General features: G+C 56.4%; 17 protein-coding genes. 13 read left to right on the top strand and 4 right to left on the bottom strand.

Features of this window, described 5'->3' with window-relative positions; genetic code table 11:
* Positions 1-117: 117 nt before the first annotated feature.
* On the bottom strand, positions 118-465 hold the full coding sequence (locus tag H7848_RS10400) for a hypothetical protein (RefSeq protein ID WP_208350909.1): 348 nt from the start codon (positions 463-465) through the stop codon (positions 118-120).
* A 239-nt stretch (positions 466-704) separates the two neighbouring features.
* Here H7848_RS10400 and chlG point away from each other — a divergent pair, with 239 nt between their 5' ends.
* The 9 genes from chlG to H7848_RS10355 all read left to right on the top strand — a co-directional run bounded on the left by chlG (position 705) and on the right by H7848_RS10355 (position 9,680).
* A complete protein-coding gene (gene chlG, locus H7848_RS10395; RefSeq protein ID WP_208350907.1) occupies positions 705-1,613 on the top strand; it encodes a chlorophyll synthase ChlG in 909 nt (302 codons plus the stop codon).
* Positions 1,610-2,896, top strand: coding sequence for a BCD family MFS transporter (locus H7848_RS10390; RefSeq protein WP_208350905.1), 1,287 nt, complete (start codon positions 1,610-1,612; stop codon positions 2,894-2,896). Before chlG ends, H7848_RS10390 begins: the two co-directional genes overlap by 4 nt.
* Positions 2,897-2,898: 2 nt before the next feature.
* Entirely contained in the window at positions 2,899-4,077 is a 1,179-nt protein-coding gene (locus H7848_RS10385; protein WP_208350903.1) for a geranylgeranyl diphosphate reductase, read from the top strand.
* Complete coding sequence (idi, locus tag H7848_RS10380; protein WP_208350901.1) at positions 4,074-4,604, top strand: isopentenyl-diphosphate Delta-isomerase; 531 nt, start codon at positions 4,074-4,076, stop codon at positions 4,602-4,604. Before H7848_RS10385 ends, idi begins: the two co-directional genes overlap by 4 nt.
* Positions 4,605-4,697: 93 nt before the next feature.
* The gene (gene dgcN, locus H7848_RS10375) at positions 4,698-5,699 is read left to right on the top strand and encodes an N-acetyltransferase DgcN (RefSeq protein ID WP_208350899.1); all 1,002 of its coding nucleotides are present in this window, start codon (positions 4,698-4,700) and stop codon (positions 5,697-5,699) included.
* Positions 5,700-6,665, top strand: coding sequence for an N-acetyl-D-Glu racemase DgcA (gene dgcA / locus H7848_RS10370; RefSeq protein ID WP_208350898.1), 966 nt, complete (start codon positions 5,700-5,702; stop codon positions 6,663-6,665).
* Between the two features lie 10 nt (positions 6,666-6,675).
* On the top strand, positions 6,676-7,530 hold the full coding sequence (locus H7848_RS10365) for a D-amino-acid transaminase (RefSeq protein ID WP_208350896.1): 855 nt from the start codon (positions 6,676-6,678) through the stop codon (positions 7,528-7,530).
* Between the two features lie 137 nt (positions 7,531-7,667).
* On the top strand, positions 7,668-9,158 hold the full coding sequence (locus H7848_RS10360) for an OmpA family protein (RefSeq protein ID WP_208350895.1): 1,491 nt from the start codon (positions 7,668-7,670) through the stop codon (positions 9,156-9,158).
* 3 nt (positions 9,159-9,161) lie between these two features.
* Positions 9,162-9,680: a hypothetical protein gene (locus H7848_RS10355; RefSeq protein ID WP_208350893.1), complete on the top strand. Its 519-nt coding sequence runs from the start codon at positions 9,162-9,164 to the stop codon at positions 9,678-9,680.
* A gap of 38 nt (positions 9,681-9,718) precedes the next feature.
* Here the strand turns inward: H7848_RS10355 and H7848_RS10350 are convergent, their stop codons facing one another.
* Entirely contained in the window at positions 9,719-11,296 is a 1,578-nt protein-coding gene (locus H7848_RS10350; RefSeq protein WP_208350891.1) for a bifunctional metallophosphatase/5'-nucleotidase, read from the bottom strand.
* A gap of 159 nt (positions 11,297-11,455) precedes the next feature.
* Here H7848_RS10350 and ftsY point away from each other — a divergent pair, with 159 nt between their 5' ends.
* Both ftsY and H7848_RS10340 read left to right on the top strand, forming a co-directional pair.
* On the top strand, positions 11,456-12,499 hold the full coding sequence (gene ftsY, locus H7848_RS10345) for a signal recognition particle-docking protein FtsY (protein WP_208350889.1): 1,044 nt from the start codon (positions 11,456-11,458) through the stop codon (positions 12,497-12,499).
* Positions 12,492-12,902, top strand: a complete 411-nt coding sequence (locus H7848_RS10340; protein WP_208350880.1) for a GNAT family N-acetyltransferase — start codon at positions 12,492-12,494, stop codon at positions 12,900-12,902. Before ftsY ends, H7848_RS10340 begins: the two co-directional genes overlap by 8 nt.
* Positions 12,903-12,963: 61 nt before the next feature.
* Here H7848_RS10340 and H7848_RS10335 read toward each other — a convergent pair whose 3' ends face one another.
* Positions 12,964-14,649 carry an NAD(P)H-dependent oxidoreductase subunit E gene (locus tag H7848_RS10335; RefSeq protein ID WP_208350877.1) on the bottom strand — a complete coding sequence of 562 codons (1,686 nt, stop codon included), beginning with the start codon at positions 14,647-14,649 and terminating at the stop codon, positions 12,964-12,966.
* Positions 14,650-14,902: 253 nt separating this feature from the next.
* Between H7848_RS10335 and H7848_RS10330 the strand changes: the two genes are divergently transcribed.
* Positions 14,903-15,238, top strand: coding sequence for a hypothetical protein (locus H7848_RS10330; RefSeq protein WP_237072687.1), 336 nt, complete (start codon positions 14,903-14,905; stop codon positions 15,236-15,238).
* Positions 15,239-15,292: 54 nt separating this feature from the next.
* Here the strand turns inward: H7848_RS10330 and xseA are convergent, their stop codons facing one another.
* Positions 15,293-16,831 (bottom strand): exodeoxyribonuclease VII large subunit, encoded by a 1,539-nt coding sequence (gene xseA / locus H7848_RS10325; RefSeq protein ID WP_208350868.1) that lies wholly within the window; start codon positions 16,829-16,831, stop codon positions 15,293-15,295.
* 75 nt (positions 16,832-16,906) lie between these two features.
* Between xseA and purD the strand changes: the two genes are divergently transcribed.
* Positions 16,907-18,172 carry a phosphoribosylamine--glycine ligase gene (purD, locus tag H7848_RS10320; RefSeq protein ID WP_208350866.1) on the top strand — a complete coding sequence of 422 codons (1,266 nt, stop codon included), beginning with the start codon at positions 16,907-16,909 and terminating at the stop codon, positions 18,170-18,172.
* The last annotated feature ends 87 nt before the right edge of the window (positions 18,173-18,259 follow it).

The raw sequence follows: 18,259 nt of genomic DNA, 5'->3' as shown, positions 1-18,259 counted from the left end.
TCTCCCGAAGGTCCATCGAAAGTGCCTTACCCACTGCTCGCCCTCCATCTTGTGGTCGGCGACAGTGAATCAGCAAAATAAGCCTATGTGAATCCCCCTTGATTCAGGTCGATTTCATCACGCTCTAGCACTTATTTCTGCCGAATATTCAGGCACAGGCGTCAGCGTGCCAATTAGCTCTGCCATTTTTTCCAGGCGTGCAAATATAGTATCGCCCGCTTTATCAGCGGTTATTCTTAAGTTTGCGCCCGGATTTGTTGTTTGAAAGACATCATTATCACGAGCAATTAGTCCTGCTGAAAGTAATCGGGTCAATCCAGCGTTAAGTTCATCAAGGGTCGGCGCGCTTCGATTTATGGCATCCATTGCTGCAAAAACTCCACGCAGGTTAGCAACGCGCTTGTGTTGGCATTCATATAGGATTGCATAGAGAAGTAGTGCATCCCCAAAATCTGACGAAGTCATTATAGCTTTCCCATATAGGTGATCGTTTTGCAGTCTGGTACATACCTGTTCGTCGCGCAACAGGGCTCAGAGACTCCCAGATCGAAATTGAATTTGATCTTCTGTCGCAATGCTGCTGAGACAACTTCGTTTTACCCTACCTGATAAAAAACAATCTTTATGTTTGCCCTGACAATTCGCCACAGTGTCAATTATTGTTTACACTTGCCGACTCTCAAAATGTATCGCAAAGTTGACATATGAGCGTCAGCGAAAACGTACAGGGCCGTCATTGGCCTCAGCCGCGGGCCATGGTGACACTGATCAAGCCGATCACATGGTTTCCCCCGATGTGGGCGTATCTGTGTGGTGTCGTCTCGTCCGGTGTATCCCCTTTGGAAAACTGGCCCCTGGTTTTGCTGGGCATCATCCTGGCTGGCCCCATCGTGTGCGGGATGAGCCAGGCGGCGAATGACTGGTGTGATCGGCATGTGGACGCGATCAACGAACCTTATCGGCCCATTCCGTCGGGTCGTGTGCCCGGTCGTTGGGGGTTGTGGATCGCGCTGGCGATGTCAGCCCTTTCGCTTGCTGTCGGGTGGTTTTTGGGCCCTTGGGGCTTTGGCGCGACGGTGGTTGCCGTTCTGGCCGCCTGGGCCTATTCGGTCGAGCCGTTCCGGCTGAAGAAATCCGGTTGGTGGGGGCCAGGTCTGGTTGGGCTTTGCTATGAAGGATTGCCCTGGTTCACCGGCGCTGCAGTTCTAAGTGCGGGCGCCCCGGCGTGGCCTGTCATCATTGTGGCCGGACTATATGCGGCGGGTGCGCATGGGATCATGACGCTGAATGACTTCAAGGCGTTAGAGGGCGACCGTCAGACCGGTGTCGCCTCTCTACCAGTGGTCATGGGGCCGGAACGTGCCGCACGCTTGGCCTGCCTGGTCATGGCTATGCCGCAGGTTGTCGTTATCAGTCTTTTGATGTTCTGGGATCGCCCGTTCCACGCCATGGCCGTTGCGGCCTTTCTGGCGGCGCAAGTCTGGGCGATGCGGATTATGCTGCGTGACCCCAAAGCACGTGCGCCCTGGTACAACGGCACAGGCGTTCTGTTTTACATCAGCGGCATGATGATCACGGCTTTTGCCATTCGCACGCTTGAGGTGCTGCCATGACGTTAAGCTGGTTTTCGATCGTCCGCCTGGGGTTGGTGCAGATGGCGCTTGGTGCGATTGTGGTGCTGACGACCTCAACCTTCAACCGGCTGATGGTGGTTGAACTGGCCCTGCCTGCCGTTGTGCCTGGCCTGCTGGTGGCACTGCACTACGGCATTCAGATCACACGCCCGCAGTGGGGCTTTAAAAGTGACACGGGCGGCAACAGGACGAAGTGGATCATCGGCGGAATGGCTGTGTTGGCCTTGGGTGGTTTCCTGTCGGCGCTTAGTATTCTGATCGCCGAGACACAGATGACCGCGGGGTTGATGCTGGCCTTCTTGGCTTATGCCTTGATCGGTCTGGGTGTCGGGGCATCGGGCACATCGGTTCTGGCGCTTTTGGCGACAGCCACCGCGCCGCGTCGTCGGGCGGCTGCGGCCACGATCACATGGCTGATGATGATTGCTGGCATTGCCGTGACGGCCGGGACTGTGGGGTATTTCCTTGATCCCTATAGCCCCGCGCTTTTGTTGTGGATTGTCGCGATTGTTGCCGGGTCTGCCGTTTTGCTGACGGCTATTGCAGTGATTGGCATTGAACGTGGTCTGCGGATCGAACGCCGCCCCGATCCCGTCCCTTTCCGCGAAGGCCTGCAACAGGTGTGGGCCGAACCAAAGGCCCGCAATTTCACGATTTTTGTGTTCCTATCGATGGTCGCCTATTTCATGCAGGAACTGATCCTTGAACCTTACTCCGCCATCGCGTTCAACTTCACCCCCGGTCAATCCACATCGCTAAGCGGTGCGCAGAACGGCGGTGTTTTCCTGGGGATGCTGACCGTTGGGATTGCGGCGACGGGGCTGAAGATCGGATCGCTGAAAGGCTGGGTGATTGCTGGGTGTCTTGGGTCGGCCGCCAGCCTGATTTTCATCGCTGCGATCGGTCAGGCCGGTGTGGCGCAGGCTTTGACGGCGGGCGTGATCGTTCTTGGCGTCTTTAACGGAATGTTCGCCGTTGCAGCCATTGGCAGCATGATGGCACTGGCCGGCCAAGGCCGTGCGGCACGCGAAGGCACGCGGATGGGCCTCTGGGGGGCCGCTCAGGCGATGGCGGCGGGCGCAGGTGGTCTGTTGGGTGCGTTGTCTGTCGATGTTCTGCAGTTTTTCGTCAACGCACCCGCCACAGCATATGGCACAGTTTTCGCGGTCGAGGCCGCGTTGTTCGTCGCATCCGCCCTGATGGCGATGCAGATTTTAAATGGCGCGACCAAACCAGTGGCGCAAATGGTTCCGGGAGAATAGCGATGTATGATGTCGTCGTCGTGGGCGGTGGGCCCGCAGGTGCAACCGCGGCCGAGGATCTGGCAAGGTCCGGCGCGAAGGTCGCGATGCTGGACCGTGCGGGTCGCATCAAACCCTGTGGTGGGGCCGTTCCACCGCGTCTGATCCAGGATTTCAACATCCCCGACGCGCAAATCGTCGCACGCATCAACACGGCCCGGATGATTTCACCCACAGGGCGTCAGGTCGATATCCCAATTGAAAACGGCTACGTCGGCATGGTTGATCGCGAACATTTCGATGAATTCCTGCGCCAACGCGCGGCGGATGCCGGGGCCGACCGCTATACCGGGACCTTCATCCGGATTGACCGGTCTGAGGCCGGTCCGAGTGTCATCTATCGCGACAAGGCCAGCGGTCAGGAAAAGGCATTGTCGACACGGCTGATCATCGGGGCCGACGGTGCGCGATCGAATGTTGCCAAATCCGAAGTGCCCGGCGGCGACAAAATCCCCTATGTCATTGCCTATCATGAAATCATCAAGGCACCCGAAAATGTCGCCAGCTATCATCCAGACCGCTGTGATGTGATCTATGACGGCCAGATTTCGCCCGACTTTTATGGCTGGGTCTTTCCCCATGGCAATTGTGCCAGTGTCGGGATGGGCACCGGGGTGGAAGGTGTCGATCTGAAACAAGCAACCGCCGCGTTGCGTCAGGCCAGCGGCCTGGCCGACTGCGAAACAATCCGCAAAGAAGGTGCGCCCATTCCCCTGAAACCGCTGGATCGTTGGGACAACGGACGCGATGTTGTTCTGGCGGGTGACGCAGCAGGTGTTGTCGCGCCGTCCTCGGGCGAGGGGATCTATTACGCTATGGTCGGCGGACAGGTCGCGGCGACAGCGGCTGCGGCGACCTTGGCCTCGGGTCGGGTGTCGGACCTGAAGCTGGCGCGTAAGCTGTTCATGAAAGAACACAAAACCGTTTTCAAGGTTCTGGGGGCCATGCAGAACGCCTATTACAAGTCCGATGACCGGCGCGAGCGATTTGTCTCATTGTGTCATGACGTCGATGTGCAGAAACTGACGTTTGAGGCTTATATGAACAAAAAACTCGTCCGGGCCCGCCCCATGGCGCACATAAAGATAGGGATCAAGAACATGGCACATCTGACCGGTCTGGTTTCGGCTCAGCACATATGACCAGCCTGATACCGGCATGGGTTGACGGCCATCTGACCCCCGTCGAAAAGCTTGAGGTGCATCAGCGCGGGCTAAAGCACAAGGCCGTGTCAGTTTTTGTGATGGATGGCCAGAATGTGCTGATCCAGCAGCGCGCGTCCGGTAAATATCACACCCCCAATTTGTGGGCAAACACCTGTTGCACGCATCCTGATTGGAACGAAGATTCGGCCGACTGTGCCGTTCGTCGGTTGAAACAGGAACTTGGGATCACGGGCCTTTATCCGGCGCATCGCGATACGGTCGAATACCGCGCAGATGTCGGAAACGGTCTGATTGAACATGAAGTCGTGGATATCTTTCTGGCCGAGGCAACCGCCGATCTGCCCGTTCAGCCTAACCCGGACGAAGTGCAAAAAACGCAATGGATCGGCTTTTACGATCTGTCCGCTGAAATTACGCGACACCCCGATTATTTCACGCCCTGGTTGCGGATTTATCTTCAGGAATATTCTGACAGAATTTTTGGCAGTCTGGTGCGTGCCTAAGCGTCCGTTTCACTTTTTCCCATAAACTGAATTTTTGCACTGCCCTTTTCGGATAAACTTCGCGAAACTGACCCAAGCGTGGGAGTTTATGCAATGATTCAGACACCTTATCTGCTGTTTTTGGGCGATGCCCCTGATCAGTTGGCCGCCAAGGTGGCGCAGGGTATCAAGGACTGGCGGCCCGAAAATGCGATAGGACAGCTGCGCTTGTCCGAATGCAAGGCGGATGTCGGTCTTAAGGACATGACCCTTGAACAGGCCGCGGCGGCAGGGGCCAGAACCTTGGTGATTGGCGTCGCAAACCGCGGCGGTGTCATCTCGGAGACGTGGAAAGAAGTGTTGCGAAACGCATTGGCGCAGGGGTTTGATCTGGCCAGCGGGTTGCACAATCTTTTGAAACACGAAGCCGATCTGGTTGAACTGGCCGAAAAACACGGCCTCGCCCTGCACGATGTTCGCATCCCCGAGGTGAAATACCCCATCGCAGATGGACGGCGGCGGGCAGGCAAGCGATGCCTTGCGATTGGGACGGATTGTTCGGTGGGCAAGATGTACACATCGCTTGCGATGGATGCTGAAATGCGGCGGCGTGGATTGAAAAGCACGTTTCGGGCGACGGGGCAAACGGGCATTCTGATCACGGGCGACGGCGTGCCATTGGATGCGGTGGTGGCCGATTTTATGGCCGGGTCAATCGAATGGCTGACGCCGGACAACGACCCTGATCACTGGGATATGATCGAAGGGCAAGGCAGCCTGTTTCACGTATCCTATTCCGGTGTAACGCTGGCACTGATCCATGGTGGCCAGCCCGATGCGCTGGTTCTCAGCCATGAACCCACGCGCCCGCACATGCGCGGTTTGCCTGACTATCAGATGCCACCGCTTGAGGCCGTGCGTGATGCGGGGCTGGCCATGGCCAAGGTGGTCAACCCGGACTGTCAGGTCATCGGCATTTCGGTCAACACGCATCACATGGGCGAAGATGAAGCGTTAACCTATCTGGAACAGACCGAAAAACGCATTGGCCTGCCCGCCGTTGATCCCTTTCGACAGGGCGCGGGCCGCCTGATTGACGCTTTGTTGGATATCTAGATGCAACTGACTGTGACGCAGGATCGCTTTGCGCTGGCGCAGACCTTTCGTATCGCGCGCGGGGCCAAAACCGAAGCGCAGGTCATAACGGTTCATGCCGCAGCGAATGGGGTAACAGGTCGTGGTGAATGTGTCCCCTATGCGCGATATGGTGAAACATTGGACAGTGTGCAGGCCCAAATCGAGACCTTGCCTGAAAGCCTGACGCGGAGCGATCTGCAAAAGGCGCTGCCGGCTGGTGCTGCGCGTAATGCGGTTGATTGCGCGTTGTGGGACCTTGAAGCCAAACAGTCGGGCAAGCGGGTATGGGATATGGTCGGCCTGCCAGTCCCGACCCCCAAAATCACCGCCTATACCCTATCGCTTGATGAGCCGGAAAAAATGCAGGCTCAGGCGCAACAGAATGCGTATCGGCCGCTGCTGAAGATTAAGCTGGGCACCCCCGACGATATGGCGCGGCTTGAGGCCGTGCGTGCAGGTGCCCCAAAATCTCGGATCATTATTGATGCGAACGAAGGTTGGACGGCTGATATCTATGCTGATCTGGCCCCGCATTTGCTGCGTCTGGGTGTCGAGATGGTCGAACAGCCCCTGCCCGCCGATGAGGACGACATGCTTAACGAAATGGCGCGCCCCTTACCCGTTTGTGCCGACGAAAGCTGTCATGATCGGTCTAGTCTACCGGGCCTGAAGGGTAAATATGATATGGTGAACATCAAGCTGGATAAAACCGGCGGCCTGACCGAGGCTTTGGCGCTGAGGGATGCTGCGCTGGATCAGGGATATCAGATCATGGTGGGCTGCATGGTGGGCACATCGCTTGGTATGGCGCCAGCCGTTCTGGTTGCCCAGGGTGCGGCTGTGACCGACCTTGATGGCCCGCTTTTATTGGCGGATGATCGCGAAAACCCTTTGACATTTGACGCAGCCGGGGTGCATCCCCCAAAGGCCGCACTTTGGGGATAGGAGAGCTGACATGAGCCGCACCGTTTACGTCAATGGCAATTACGTGCCGGAAGAGGATGCCAAAGTTTCTGTCTTTGATCGCGGGTTCCTGTTTGCGGACGGTGTCTATGAAGTGACCAGCGTGTTGCAGGGCAAGTTGATCGATTTTGACGGTCATGCCGTGCGATTGCAACGGTCGCTATCGGAACTCGACATGAAAAACCCGGTCACCAAGGACGAGCTGCTGGAAATTCACCGCGAACTGGTGCGCGCCAACGACATCGACGAAGGTCTGGTCTACCTGCAGATTACCCGTGGCGCTGCGGACCGCGATTTTGCGTTTCCCGAAGATGCCGAACCCACGATTGTTTTGTTTACGCAGGCCAAACCGGGTCTGGCCGACAGTCCGAAAGCAAAACAGGGTATGAAAGTCATCAGTATTGAAGATCAGCGTTGGGGGCGCCGTGATATCAAAACCGTGCAGCTGCTTTACCCGTCTATGGGGAAAATGATGGCCAAAGCCGCGGGCGCCGATGACGCCTGGATGGTTGAAGATGGTTTTGTGACCGAAGGTACGTCGAACAACGCCTATATCGTCAAGGGCAACACGATCATCACACGCCATCTGGGCAATGAAATCCTGCACGGAATCACCCGCGCCGCTGTGCTGAAATTTGCCCGTGAGGCACAGATGAAAGTCGAGGAACGCGCCTTTACCATGGAAGAGGCGTTGCAGGCGGACGAGGCTTTCGTCACCTCTGCATCGGCCTTCGTCATGCCCGTGGTCGAAATTGACGGGAATCCCATAGGAAAAGGCGCACCGGGCTCGGTTGCGTATCGCTTGCGGGAAATATACCTGGACGAAAGTCTGAAAAAGGCGGTTTAACGCAAGAACGTGCTTAGCCAATGGCAATAAACGGCTGTTCTTCGCGCGTATTGACGTTTGGCACTGGTTTTTATTGAGTTTTGGATTTATTTGCGGAAATTTAACGCTGATTATTGCGTGTTATGGCGGAGGTTAAATTGCGCCTCATTCTAGGAGCAGCCGTGTTCGGTTTCGGCCTGCTAGGGCTGGGTCTTCTGGCCCAGAGTCATCATGCTGTTTTCATTCAGGCAAAAATCAAAGTGCGCGCGGCACAAAGTTTTGCTGTCGTTGACTCGGTTCATAATGTCCAGACTGCCGTTTCGGGCCGTGATATTACCGTGATTGGCTATGCAGACACGCTTGATGAAAAGAAGCTGCTATTGGCTCAACTAAATCAGATCAATGGTCGCAGAACGGTTGTGGATGAACTGGACGTGCTGCCCAGTATTTCGCCCTATGTGTTCAGCGCCCATAAGACATCTTTTCAAACGACTTATGATGGCCTTGTACCAACCGAAAACGCCCGCGATATGCTGCGCCTGCACTTGGATGATGCAGCAGATAATCTGCTTTTGGCGTCCGGATCCCCTGATCGGGCGTGGCCCGCGGTGGTGAACCTGTCGCTTGAAGCGCTGGATACTCTGCTGCGCGGTGAGTTGCATGTTCAGGACCGTCACGTGCGGCTGACCGGCCTGGCCCACACGCCCGAAGTCAAAGCCTATGCTGAAACTGTGCTTTTGGGTGTGCCGATTGACTATGTGGTCGAAACCGATCTGGATATCTATATCGATGACCGCCCCGCTGACTTTGAGCTACTGTACAGTGTGATTGATGGCGTTTCGGTCAACGGACGGGTGCCTGCAGGCATGAACGCCACACGGATTGCCGAAATTCTGAATGTGCGTGAAGTGAGCGGCGATATTGATCGCAGCATCCTGAGTGACAGCGGATTGGCTCAGTCCCAGATGCGGGTACTGGCTTATTGGTTGCCGGATCTTGAAAGTGCCCGGCTGAAGATCGACACTGAAAGCATGGAATTTGATGTCACGCTACCGCCTGCAATGGACCGGCAGCAGGTCTATCGGTCACTGCAGACTTCCCTGTTTCCCGATACCATTGTTACGGTTGAAACCACTGACCAGCCGCCCCAGCCCGGGACCGTTCGCCTGAATGCCTCAAACCGTCGGGTTGAAGAGTTTTATGATGGATACTGGCTGCCCGTTGTCAGTTTCGAGCCCACGCCGGAACAGTGCCAACAGCACGCCCGTCAGGCACTGGCACAGCGCAAAATCACTTTTGTCGCCGGATCAGATCAGCTTCATGTTCAGTCGTCGCGGGCCATTAATTCTGTGGCTGCAATACTACGGCATTGCACAACCCATACGGATGTGACAATTGCATTAGAGGGCTATGTGGATCGCCCTGGTAACGCCACCCAAAACGCGGCATTGCGGCAAGGTCGGGCAATGACATTGCGGCAGGCTTTATTGGATCGTGGCATATCGGGGGATGCGATTGCCCAGCCAGGTCGTCGGAACAAGGGCGCGTTCGTGGCAACGACTAACCGTGTTATCGAGTTAGAACAGGAACGTATCCCTCTTGGCTGGTCTGGTTCGTTGGAAGCAGAGACAGAAGCTGAGGATAACTGATTTATGTTCCAGGAATGGGGTTTTCTGGTCGGAGAGATCTGGGGCCTTCTGATCGCTGCGTCGGTTCTGGGTCTGGTCACTGGCTGGATCATCTGGGGATACGGCGCACAGGAAGTGCTTGAAACCGAAACCGAAAGACTGCGGGCTGATCTTGATCTGTCACGCATGACCGAACGTGAACAAGCCGAAAAAATCGCGATGTTGCGCAGGCAACTTGATCAGTCCGATGATGTTGCAACCATCGCGATTGCGCCAACTTTCGATACAGGGTCCAAGGGTGCAAGCATCAAGGAACCTGAAAAACTGAACGCACCCCGTAACGACAAACCGGATGACCTGAAGAAAATCAATGGTATCGGGCCAAAGTTGGAAAAGCTGTGTAATGACATGGGAATATACCATTTCGACCAGATCGCTGGCTGGGGTCAGGCAGAAGTGGCCTGGATGGATGAAAATCTGAAAGGGTTCAGTGGGCGGGTCAGTCGCGACAATTGGGTCGAACAGGCGCAAAAGCTGATCTGAGGGTGCGAATGCCCCGGCAGACCGGGGCATTCTTGTTCTTATTCCTGTGTAATACGGCCGTCGGTATAGGGCGTATAGGGACCGACTTTTGCCAGATATTCCGCCGTTACATCCGCCAGATCGGGGCCGTAATCATAGGCATTCATCCCATCGGTTGAGAACATGCTGTAACCATCACCGCCGTTGCGAACATAATTATTAGTCACAACCGAATAGACCTGTTCGCGGTCGATCTGGACCCACTGATCACCATCCATGACCTCAACCGTGCGAATCCGATTGCCAGGTTCACCTTCGTCGTCCCAGACAAATCTCATGCCTGCAACCTGTGGAAAACGACCGGCACCATCCTCAACCTGGCTGACACCATTTTCCAGCGCATCAATCAGGCCCTGACCGCTGATCTGGAATGTTGACAGGGTGTTCTGGAACGGCAGCACGGTCAGCACTTCGCCCATTGTCACTTCGCCCGCATCGATCGAGGCACGCAGACCGCCGCCATTCTGAAATGCGATCGTCACACCTTGATCTCTGACACGGTCCAGCATCGCATCGGCCACCAGATTACCCATCGGGCATTCCATCGCGCGACAAACGCTGCGGTCCCCTTCAATCGGTTCGGCGGTTTCAGCCACCACGCGCGTTTTCATCTCTTCGATCGGACCGGCCAGTTCGGCAACACGCGCAACGATTTCGGGGTCTTCCTGAACGCTGGCATCCAATAGAATCGTATCACCCGTGGCGCTTGTCACATTGCCGGCATCATCAAAGGTCAGCACCAGATGACCGACGTATTTCGAATAGGCATAGGCTTGAACGACAGGTGTGTCGCCAACCATCCGTGGATAAGCTTCGGCGCCTTCTTCTGTGTTTGAAAACAGGGTATGAGAATGGCCGCCCACCACGGCGTCCAGCCCTTCGACGGCTTCGGCAATGGCAATATCCTTGGGAAGTCCGACGTGGGTCAACGCGATAATCTTATCAACGCCTTCGGCCTCCAGCGTGGCAACATCGGCTGAAAGACTTTCAATCTCATCCTGGAATATAACATTTGCACCGGGGCTTGATGTTTCGACGGTGTCGGTCGCCAGGGCCGAAACGATGCCGATCCGTTCGCCACCCACTTCAAGAACCACATGATTTTCGACCTTGCCGTTCAGCACGTTCGAAGACGACAGATCCAGATTGCCCGAGATCACAGGAAAGCTGACACCATCGGCCAGCTTGGCCAGACCTTCGGGGCCATCATCGAATTCGTGATTGCCCACGGCCATTGCGTCAAAACCGATCTTTTCCATCATCTCGGCTTCAACATCGCCTTTATAGGTCGTGTACATCAGCGACCCCTGATACTGGTCGCCCGCATCCAGAACGATCACATTCTGACCGGCCAGCTCTTCGCGCAAGTCATTGATCTTGGTGGCAACCCGTGCGACGCCGCCAAAGCATTTGCCTTCGGCATTATCTTCGGCCGAACAGGTGCTGTCGAAACGGTTGATCGGCTCAATCCTGCTGTGCAGGTCGTTTATATGGATGACATGCAGGGTGTATTCCGCCGACGCTGTCGTCGTCATAAGCGCGACCGCGGCAGCAGAGGAAAGGAATCGTATGTTCATTTTTGAACCCTCATTGTTGGACTTAACTATCGTGTCCATTGGTCGGGGAATGTCAAATGGACAAGATGACCTTTGAAAGACTGACCTTGCGGCACAGATCAAGGTTTCAAATCTGGCGCAAAGCCATTAGGTGGGGTCAATGCAAGTGACGGTGGTGGAATGGCATTTTTCAAGAAACTGAAAGATCGGATGTTCAAGTCCTCTTCCAAGATTGAAGAGGGCCTGGATGCAATTGTCGAAGAGGGCGGCGAGGTTGAGGCGTCCCAGCCCGAGGCTGTTCAGCAAGAAGCGCCGGTGCAACAGGTTGCACCACAACCCAAGCCGGGTGTTTTGGGTCGTATGTTGGGCCGCGGTGATAAGGTCGTCGTGCGCCGTGCGCTGGATGACGACATGCTTGAGCAACTGGAAGAACTGCTGATCGCATCTGACATGGGCGTCGATACGGCCTTGCGGGTGACCGCCAATATGGCCGAGGGCCACTTTGGCAAGAAGGTATCGACCGATGAAATCAAGGCTCTTCTGTCCGCAGAAGTGTCCCGCATTATGGAAAATGTCGCCAAGCCGATGCCGCTTTATCCCAACAAACCCCAGGTCGTTCTGGTGGTGGGCGTCAATGGCTCGGGCAAGACCACGACCATCGGAAAACTGGCCAGCCAGTTTCGCGCCGCGGGCAAAAAGGTGGTGATTGCCGCGGGCGATACATTTCGCGCGGCTGCTGTAGAACAGTTGCAGGTCTGGGGTGAACGCGCGGGCGTTCCAGTGTTGACAGCGCCCGAAGGATCGGACCCCGCCAGTCTGGCATTTGACGCTTTGGCGCAGGCCAAAGCCGACGGTGCCGATTTGCTGATGATCGATACCGCAGGGCGGTTGCAAAATCGCGCCGATCTGATGGAGGAACTGGCCAAGATCGTTCGGGTCATCCGCAAGCAGGACGAAACCGCACCACACAACACACTGTTGGTTCTGGACGCCACGACCGGGCAGAATGCGCTAAGTCAGGTCGAGACATTCCAGAAGCTGGCAGATGTCACGGGACTGGTCATGACCAAACTGGACGGCACGGCCAAGGGCGGCGTTCTGGTCGCGCTGGCCGATAAATTCGGGCTGCCGATCCATGCGATTGGGGTCGGCGAACAGATTGACGATCTGGCACCTTTCGACCCGGAAGACTTCGCCAAGGCATTAACGGGTGTTGATGGTTAAGTGGTCGCAGACACCTGCCACAGTGCAGGAATACATCGATCTGCGGGCGGCGGCTGGCCTTGGCATCAGAACACACCAGGCCGCGGCCCGTGGGTTAACCGGTGCGCTTTATGCGGTATGGCTGCGTGAGGCCGGACAGTTGGTTGGTATGGGCCGGGTGATTGGCGACGGTGGGTGCTTCGCGCTTTTAGCGGACATCGCGGTACATCCCGATTTTCAAGGGCAAGGCTGGGGTTGCGCCATCACAGAACGTCTGGTGACGTGGTGTTATGCCGAACTGCCGGAAAGCTGTTTTATCAGCTTGATCGCTAGCAAAAAGGCGGTTTCCCTATATGAACGCGCGGGATTTGAGCATTTCATTGGTATGGGGCGGACAATCGGACCTTATAGGCAGATTGAATAGGTAAAGACGACTAAACTAGCTGTAGCTTGTTACGTTAATTCCTGCGCGGGCCAGGACGGCCTTATATCTCGTCCGAAAAATGCTTCATTGTCAGCCGGATCGGGTTCGGCGCTGCTTGCCCTAGGCCACAGATCGATGTATCGGCCATGGCTGTGCAAAGCTCCTCCAGCAAGGGCTGATCCCAACTGTCGGCTTGCATCAGCTTGACGGCCTTTTCACAGCCCACGCGGCAGGGAGTGCATTGACCACAGCTTTCGTCTTCAAAAAACCGAAGCATGTTCAGCGCCGCAGCACGGGCGCTATCCTGGTCAGACAGAACGACAACAGCGGCCGACCCGATGAAAGTGCCGTGGTCCTGCAACGTGTCAAAATCCAGTGGCACATCATTCAGGGACGCAGGCAGCAGACCAGATGACGGCCCACCCGGCTGATAGGCCTTGAAAACGTGACCTTCCATCATGCCGCCTGCAGCTTCAATGATATCAATGATCGTCGATCCAGCGGGCAATAGATAGACGCCCGGATTTTTGACCCGCCCCGAAATCGAATAGTTTCGTAAACCACGCCGACCATTCTTTTCAACACTGTTCAAAACCTCGGGCCCGTTCCGGCAAATACGGGTCACCCAATAAAGCGTCTCGACATTATGAACCAGCGTCGGCTGACCAAAGATACCGACCTGCGCCACAAAGGGCGGGCGGTGGCGGGGCAGGCCGCGCTTGCCCTCGATGCTTTCGATCATCGCGCTTTCTTCACCGCAGATATAGGCGCCCGCGCCGCGGCGCAGATCGATATAGCCCGGCTGGACAATGCCTGCGTCCTCAATCGCCTTGATCTCGCGCCGCAGGATTTCCAGCACCGCGGGGTATTCATCGCGCATATAGATAAAGCAGGTCTCGGCCTCGATCGCCCAGGCCGCAATCAGCATACCTTCCAGAAACATGTGCGGGTCGCGTTCCAGATGGTGGCGATCCTTGAGGGTCCCCGGTTCGCCTTCGTCACCGTTCACGGCCAGATAACGGGGCCCATCGTAGCTGCGCACGAACGACCACTTTCGACCTGATGGGAACCCCGCCCCCCCAAGACCGCGCAGCCCGGCGTCCAACAGTTTGCCCTGAATGCTTTCGGGATCGCCGCCCGCCCGTAATGCTGTCAGAGTGCGATAGCCGCCGTCGGCTTTGTATTCATTCAGGCAACAATAATCGGGTATCTCGGGGCTGAAGTCGCTCGCCGCGATGGCTGCGGTGATCTTATCCGGTGTTGCGTGATCGATATGATTATGCCCCAATTCGACCGTTGGTGCGGTATCGCAGCGGCCCATGCAGGGCGCGCGCAGCACGCGAACCTGGCCATCATCTAGCCCGTTTTCCAGTGCGGCTTTCAGTTTCTGTGCCCCTGCCAATTCGCACGAAAGCGAATCACAGACGCGAATCGTTATGGCTGGCGGTGGCGCCTCATCCTCTTTCACGACATCGAAATGTGCATAAAACGTCGCAACTTCATAGACTTCAGCCATACCGAGTCGCATCTCTTCGGCCAGTGCGCGCAGATGTCGGGCGGACAGATATCCAAAATGATCCTGTAAAATGTGCAGATGCTCGATGAGAAGGTCCCGCCTACGCGGAACATCGCCGAGCAATTCGCACACCTCTCGCTGGGCAAGATCATCCAGTTGCCGACCCTTGGGCGTTTTGCGTCCTTTGCCCTTGCCGGACTTCCAAATTCCCTGTTTTTCATCAAGCGCCACGGGCGTTCCTCCGAACCATCTGCCTTTTTATAGATGAATTCGAATACTGCCAAACGGTTAAATGCGACACCCCCTGTCCATTCCGGTCCCGTAAGTGAATTATAGAATCATTCTATGGTTGTAGCTGAAATTTGCCGATGAGTGGCAGGCGGGCTTGGCGCAACCGTTAAGATTTTGCCAAGGTGTACCTATGAGGCTTTTGATTGTCTTACTGCTTGTTGCGTTGCCAGTATGGGGGGCACCGGAAAACCGGATGAGCCCGCAGGAATTCGAAGAGTATGTCACTGGAAAGACAATCTTTTACGGCGAGGTGGGTCTGCCGCCCTATGGCGCAGAGGAGTATCTGTCCGACCGTCGAGTACGTTGGTCGTTTTTAAATGGTGAGTGTAGCGAGGGATACTGGTACGTGGATGCGGAGTTGATCTGTTTTGTTTACGAGGACAATCCAAATCCACAATGTTGGAGTTTTTATCAGGAACAGGACGGGATCGTTGCGGTTTTTGAAAACGATCCCGACTCGACCAAACTGTATGAGTTAAAGCAGGCTGATCAGCCAATGATGTGTGCTGGGCCTGAAGTGGGTGTTTAGAAGTAAGAGAGTTCAAAATATACGGACAATGTTCTGGCTTGGGGAACTAAGAGGTCAGAACAAAGAACCTTGTTCGGGGGCGCTAGTTTTGTTGGTCTTATGTGGTTTTGCCCCTAGGGTCAGGCGACCATCTGCGAATTCAAGTTCCAGAATGGTTGCCTGGCCTGCTTTGTCTTTTGATGTCACCACATCGCCATCACCACGCACAACGGCATACCCCCGTTTCAATGTCGCCTTGTATCCCAGAGTTTCGCGCAACCTGTCCAGACTGGTCAGTCTGGCGTGTCTGTCAACTTGCTGACGATTGGCTGCATCTATCAGTCGTTTGACGGTTTGTGTAAAGCGATCCGACTTTCGATGCAGATCGTCTTGCAGCAACTGCAGACGCAGACCGCGCGCGGTCTGATCCAGTCGCAGTCTTTTGTCGCGATTATTTCGGGCCAGTGCGGGGGTCAGTCGCGCGATGCGGTCATCCAGTTTTCTGCCGTCTTCGCGCAAACTGCGGGACAGGACGGATGGTTTCAGACCGCCTGATATCTCGGACAGCTTCAGCTTTTTGCGTTGTGCGGCTAATCTAAGCGCGGCGGGCAGCCGGTCTTCGATGTAATCCAGGCGTTGCCGGGCTTGTGCCACCAGTGTTTCGGGGCGCGGAAGGGCGCGCGACAGATCCCTCAGGCGCTGTTTTCGTTGGCCGATCAGATTGCTTAGCGCGCGGGTCATGCGGGCGTCTTGGCCATCGACCCAGGCCAGCAGTTCGATCCTGACAGGGACTGCCAGTTCAGCAGCGGCCGTCGGCGTCGGCGCCCGCCGGTCCGAGACATAGTCGATCAGCGTCGTATCGGTTTCATGCCCGACGGCCGAGATCAGCGGAATGTCAGATGCCACTGCGGCACGTGCCACGCTTTCTTCGTTAAAGCCCCACAGGTCCTCGATCGAACCACCGCCCCGCGCCACAATCAGCAGGTCAGGCCGTGGCAGCGCGCCGCCGGGCGTCATGGCGTTGAACCCTTTGATAGCGCGGGTGACCTCGGGCGCGCAATTTACCCCCTGAACGGCAATAGGCCATACCATGACTTTGCGCGGGAACCGGTCGCGCAGACGGTGCAGGATATCGCGGATCACGGCCCCCGAAGGCGACGTCACAACGCCAATCACCTCGGGTAGATAGGGCAATGGTTTTTTACGTGCGGGATCAAAAAGTCCTTCGGCCTCAAGGGTTTTCTTGCGTTTCTCCAGCATCGCCATCAGGGCGCCCATGCCGGCCGGGGCGATGTCCTCGATCACGATCTGATACTTTGACTGCCCGCCAAAGGTGGTCAGTTTACCTGTTGCGACGACCTCCAGCCCCTCTTCCGGCTGTGTGGCCAAACGGCTGGCGACGCCTTTCCAGATCACACCCGACAGCACCGATCGGTCGTCTTTCAGATCAAGGTACACATGCCCTGACCGTGGCCGTGATACACGCCCGATTTCCCCGCGTACACGAACATGGCTGAACTCACCTTCGATCGTGCGTTTGATCGCGCCTGAGATTTCAGTCACGGTGAATTCGGGGGCGTTTTCACCGGGAATGGGGTCGTCGATCAGGTCCATGACAGCTCGCTTGTGCTTGGGTCTGCTTGATCTTAGAACGCGCCACAGCAAAGGCCAAGCAAGAGGTGGGTACGTATGAATATTCTGATCCTGGGCGGCGGCGGACGCGAACATAGCCTGGCGTGGGCGGTGAAGCAAAACCCCAAGTGCGACCGGCTGATTGTGGCGCCGGGCAATGCAGGGATCGCGGCGATTGCGGAATGCGCGGATCTGGATATCGAAAACGGCGGGGCCGTTGCAAATTTTGCGGAAGAAAACGCCATTGATTTTGTGATTGTCGGCCCCGAGGCACCGTTGGCCGCGGGTGTGACGGACCGGTTAGAGGCGGCAGGGTTGACGGTGTTTGGGTGTTCCCAAGCGGCGGCGCAATTAGAGGCATCGAAGGCGTTCACAAAGGAAATTTGCGATGCCTCGGGTGCGCCGACGGCAGGTTATGCGCGTTTTGATGAAGCTGATTTAGCCAAGGAATACATACATTTACAAGGGGCGCCCATCGTCGTGAAGGCCGATGGTCTGGCCGCGGGCAAGGGCGTTGTGGTCGCCATGGACGAGGCCACGGCACTGGCCGCCATCGACGATATGTTCGGTGGTGCATTTGGCGCTGCGGGCGCCGAGGTTGTGATCGAAGAGTTCATGGAAGGCGAGGAAGCGTCACTGTTCGTACTGTGTGACGGACAGGATGTTTTGCCCATCGGGACGGCGCAGGATCATAAGCGTGTGGGCGAAGGCGACACAGGGCCGAACACCGGCGGAATGGGCGCTTATTCGCCCGCAAATGTGTTGGATAACAACGTCTTAGACAAGGCGATGGATCAGATCATCCGCCCGACCGTCGCCGAAATGGCGCGGCGTGGAACGCCGTTCAAGGGGGTGCTTTATGCAGGGCTGATGATCAAGGACGGGCAGCCGCGGCTGGTGGAATATAACGTGCGGTTTGGTGATCCGGAATGTCAGGTCCTGATGATGCGACTGGGCGCGCAGGCGCTGGATTTGATGCAGGCTTGCGCCGAGGGGCGGCTGGCCGAGATGCGCGTCAACTGGGCAGACGATCATGCGATGACGGTTGTGATGGCGGCGGATGGGTATCCTGGGTCTTATGAAAAAGGCAGCGTGATCAAAGGTTTGGATGATTTGCCGGAAAGCAGTTTTGAGATCTGTTTCCACGCAGGCACCTCGCAGAAAGACGGGCAGGTCATCGCGACGGGCGGGCGCGTTTTGAATGCGACAGCGCGCGGCGCCACCCTGCAAGAGGCGCGGGACAGGGCCTATGCGTTGGTGGATCAAATCGACTGGCCCCAAGGGTTCTGCCGCCGCGATATCGGCTGGCGTGCGTTGGAGTAGATATGGCTTCAGAAGGCTGAAAATATTGCGCTTTTTGAAAACGACGCCATCGGGATGCCCATAACAGACGCAGCGTCACAAAAGTAA

Origin of the sequence: Pseudaestuariivita rosea (assembly GCF_017592335.1) — a bacterium.
GTDB classification, from domain to species: Bacteria; Pseudomonadota; Alphaproteobacteria; order Rhodobacterales; family Rhodobacteraceae; genus Parasulfitobacter; species Parasulfitobacter rosea.
Note: the sequence above shows the minus strand (reverse complement) of the source record. Positions and strands in the feature narration are given on the sequence as shown.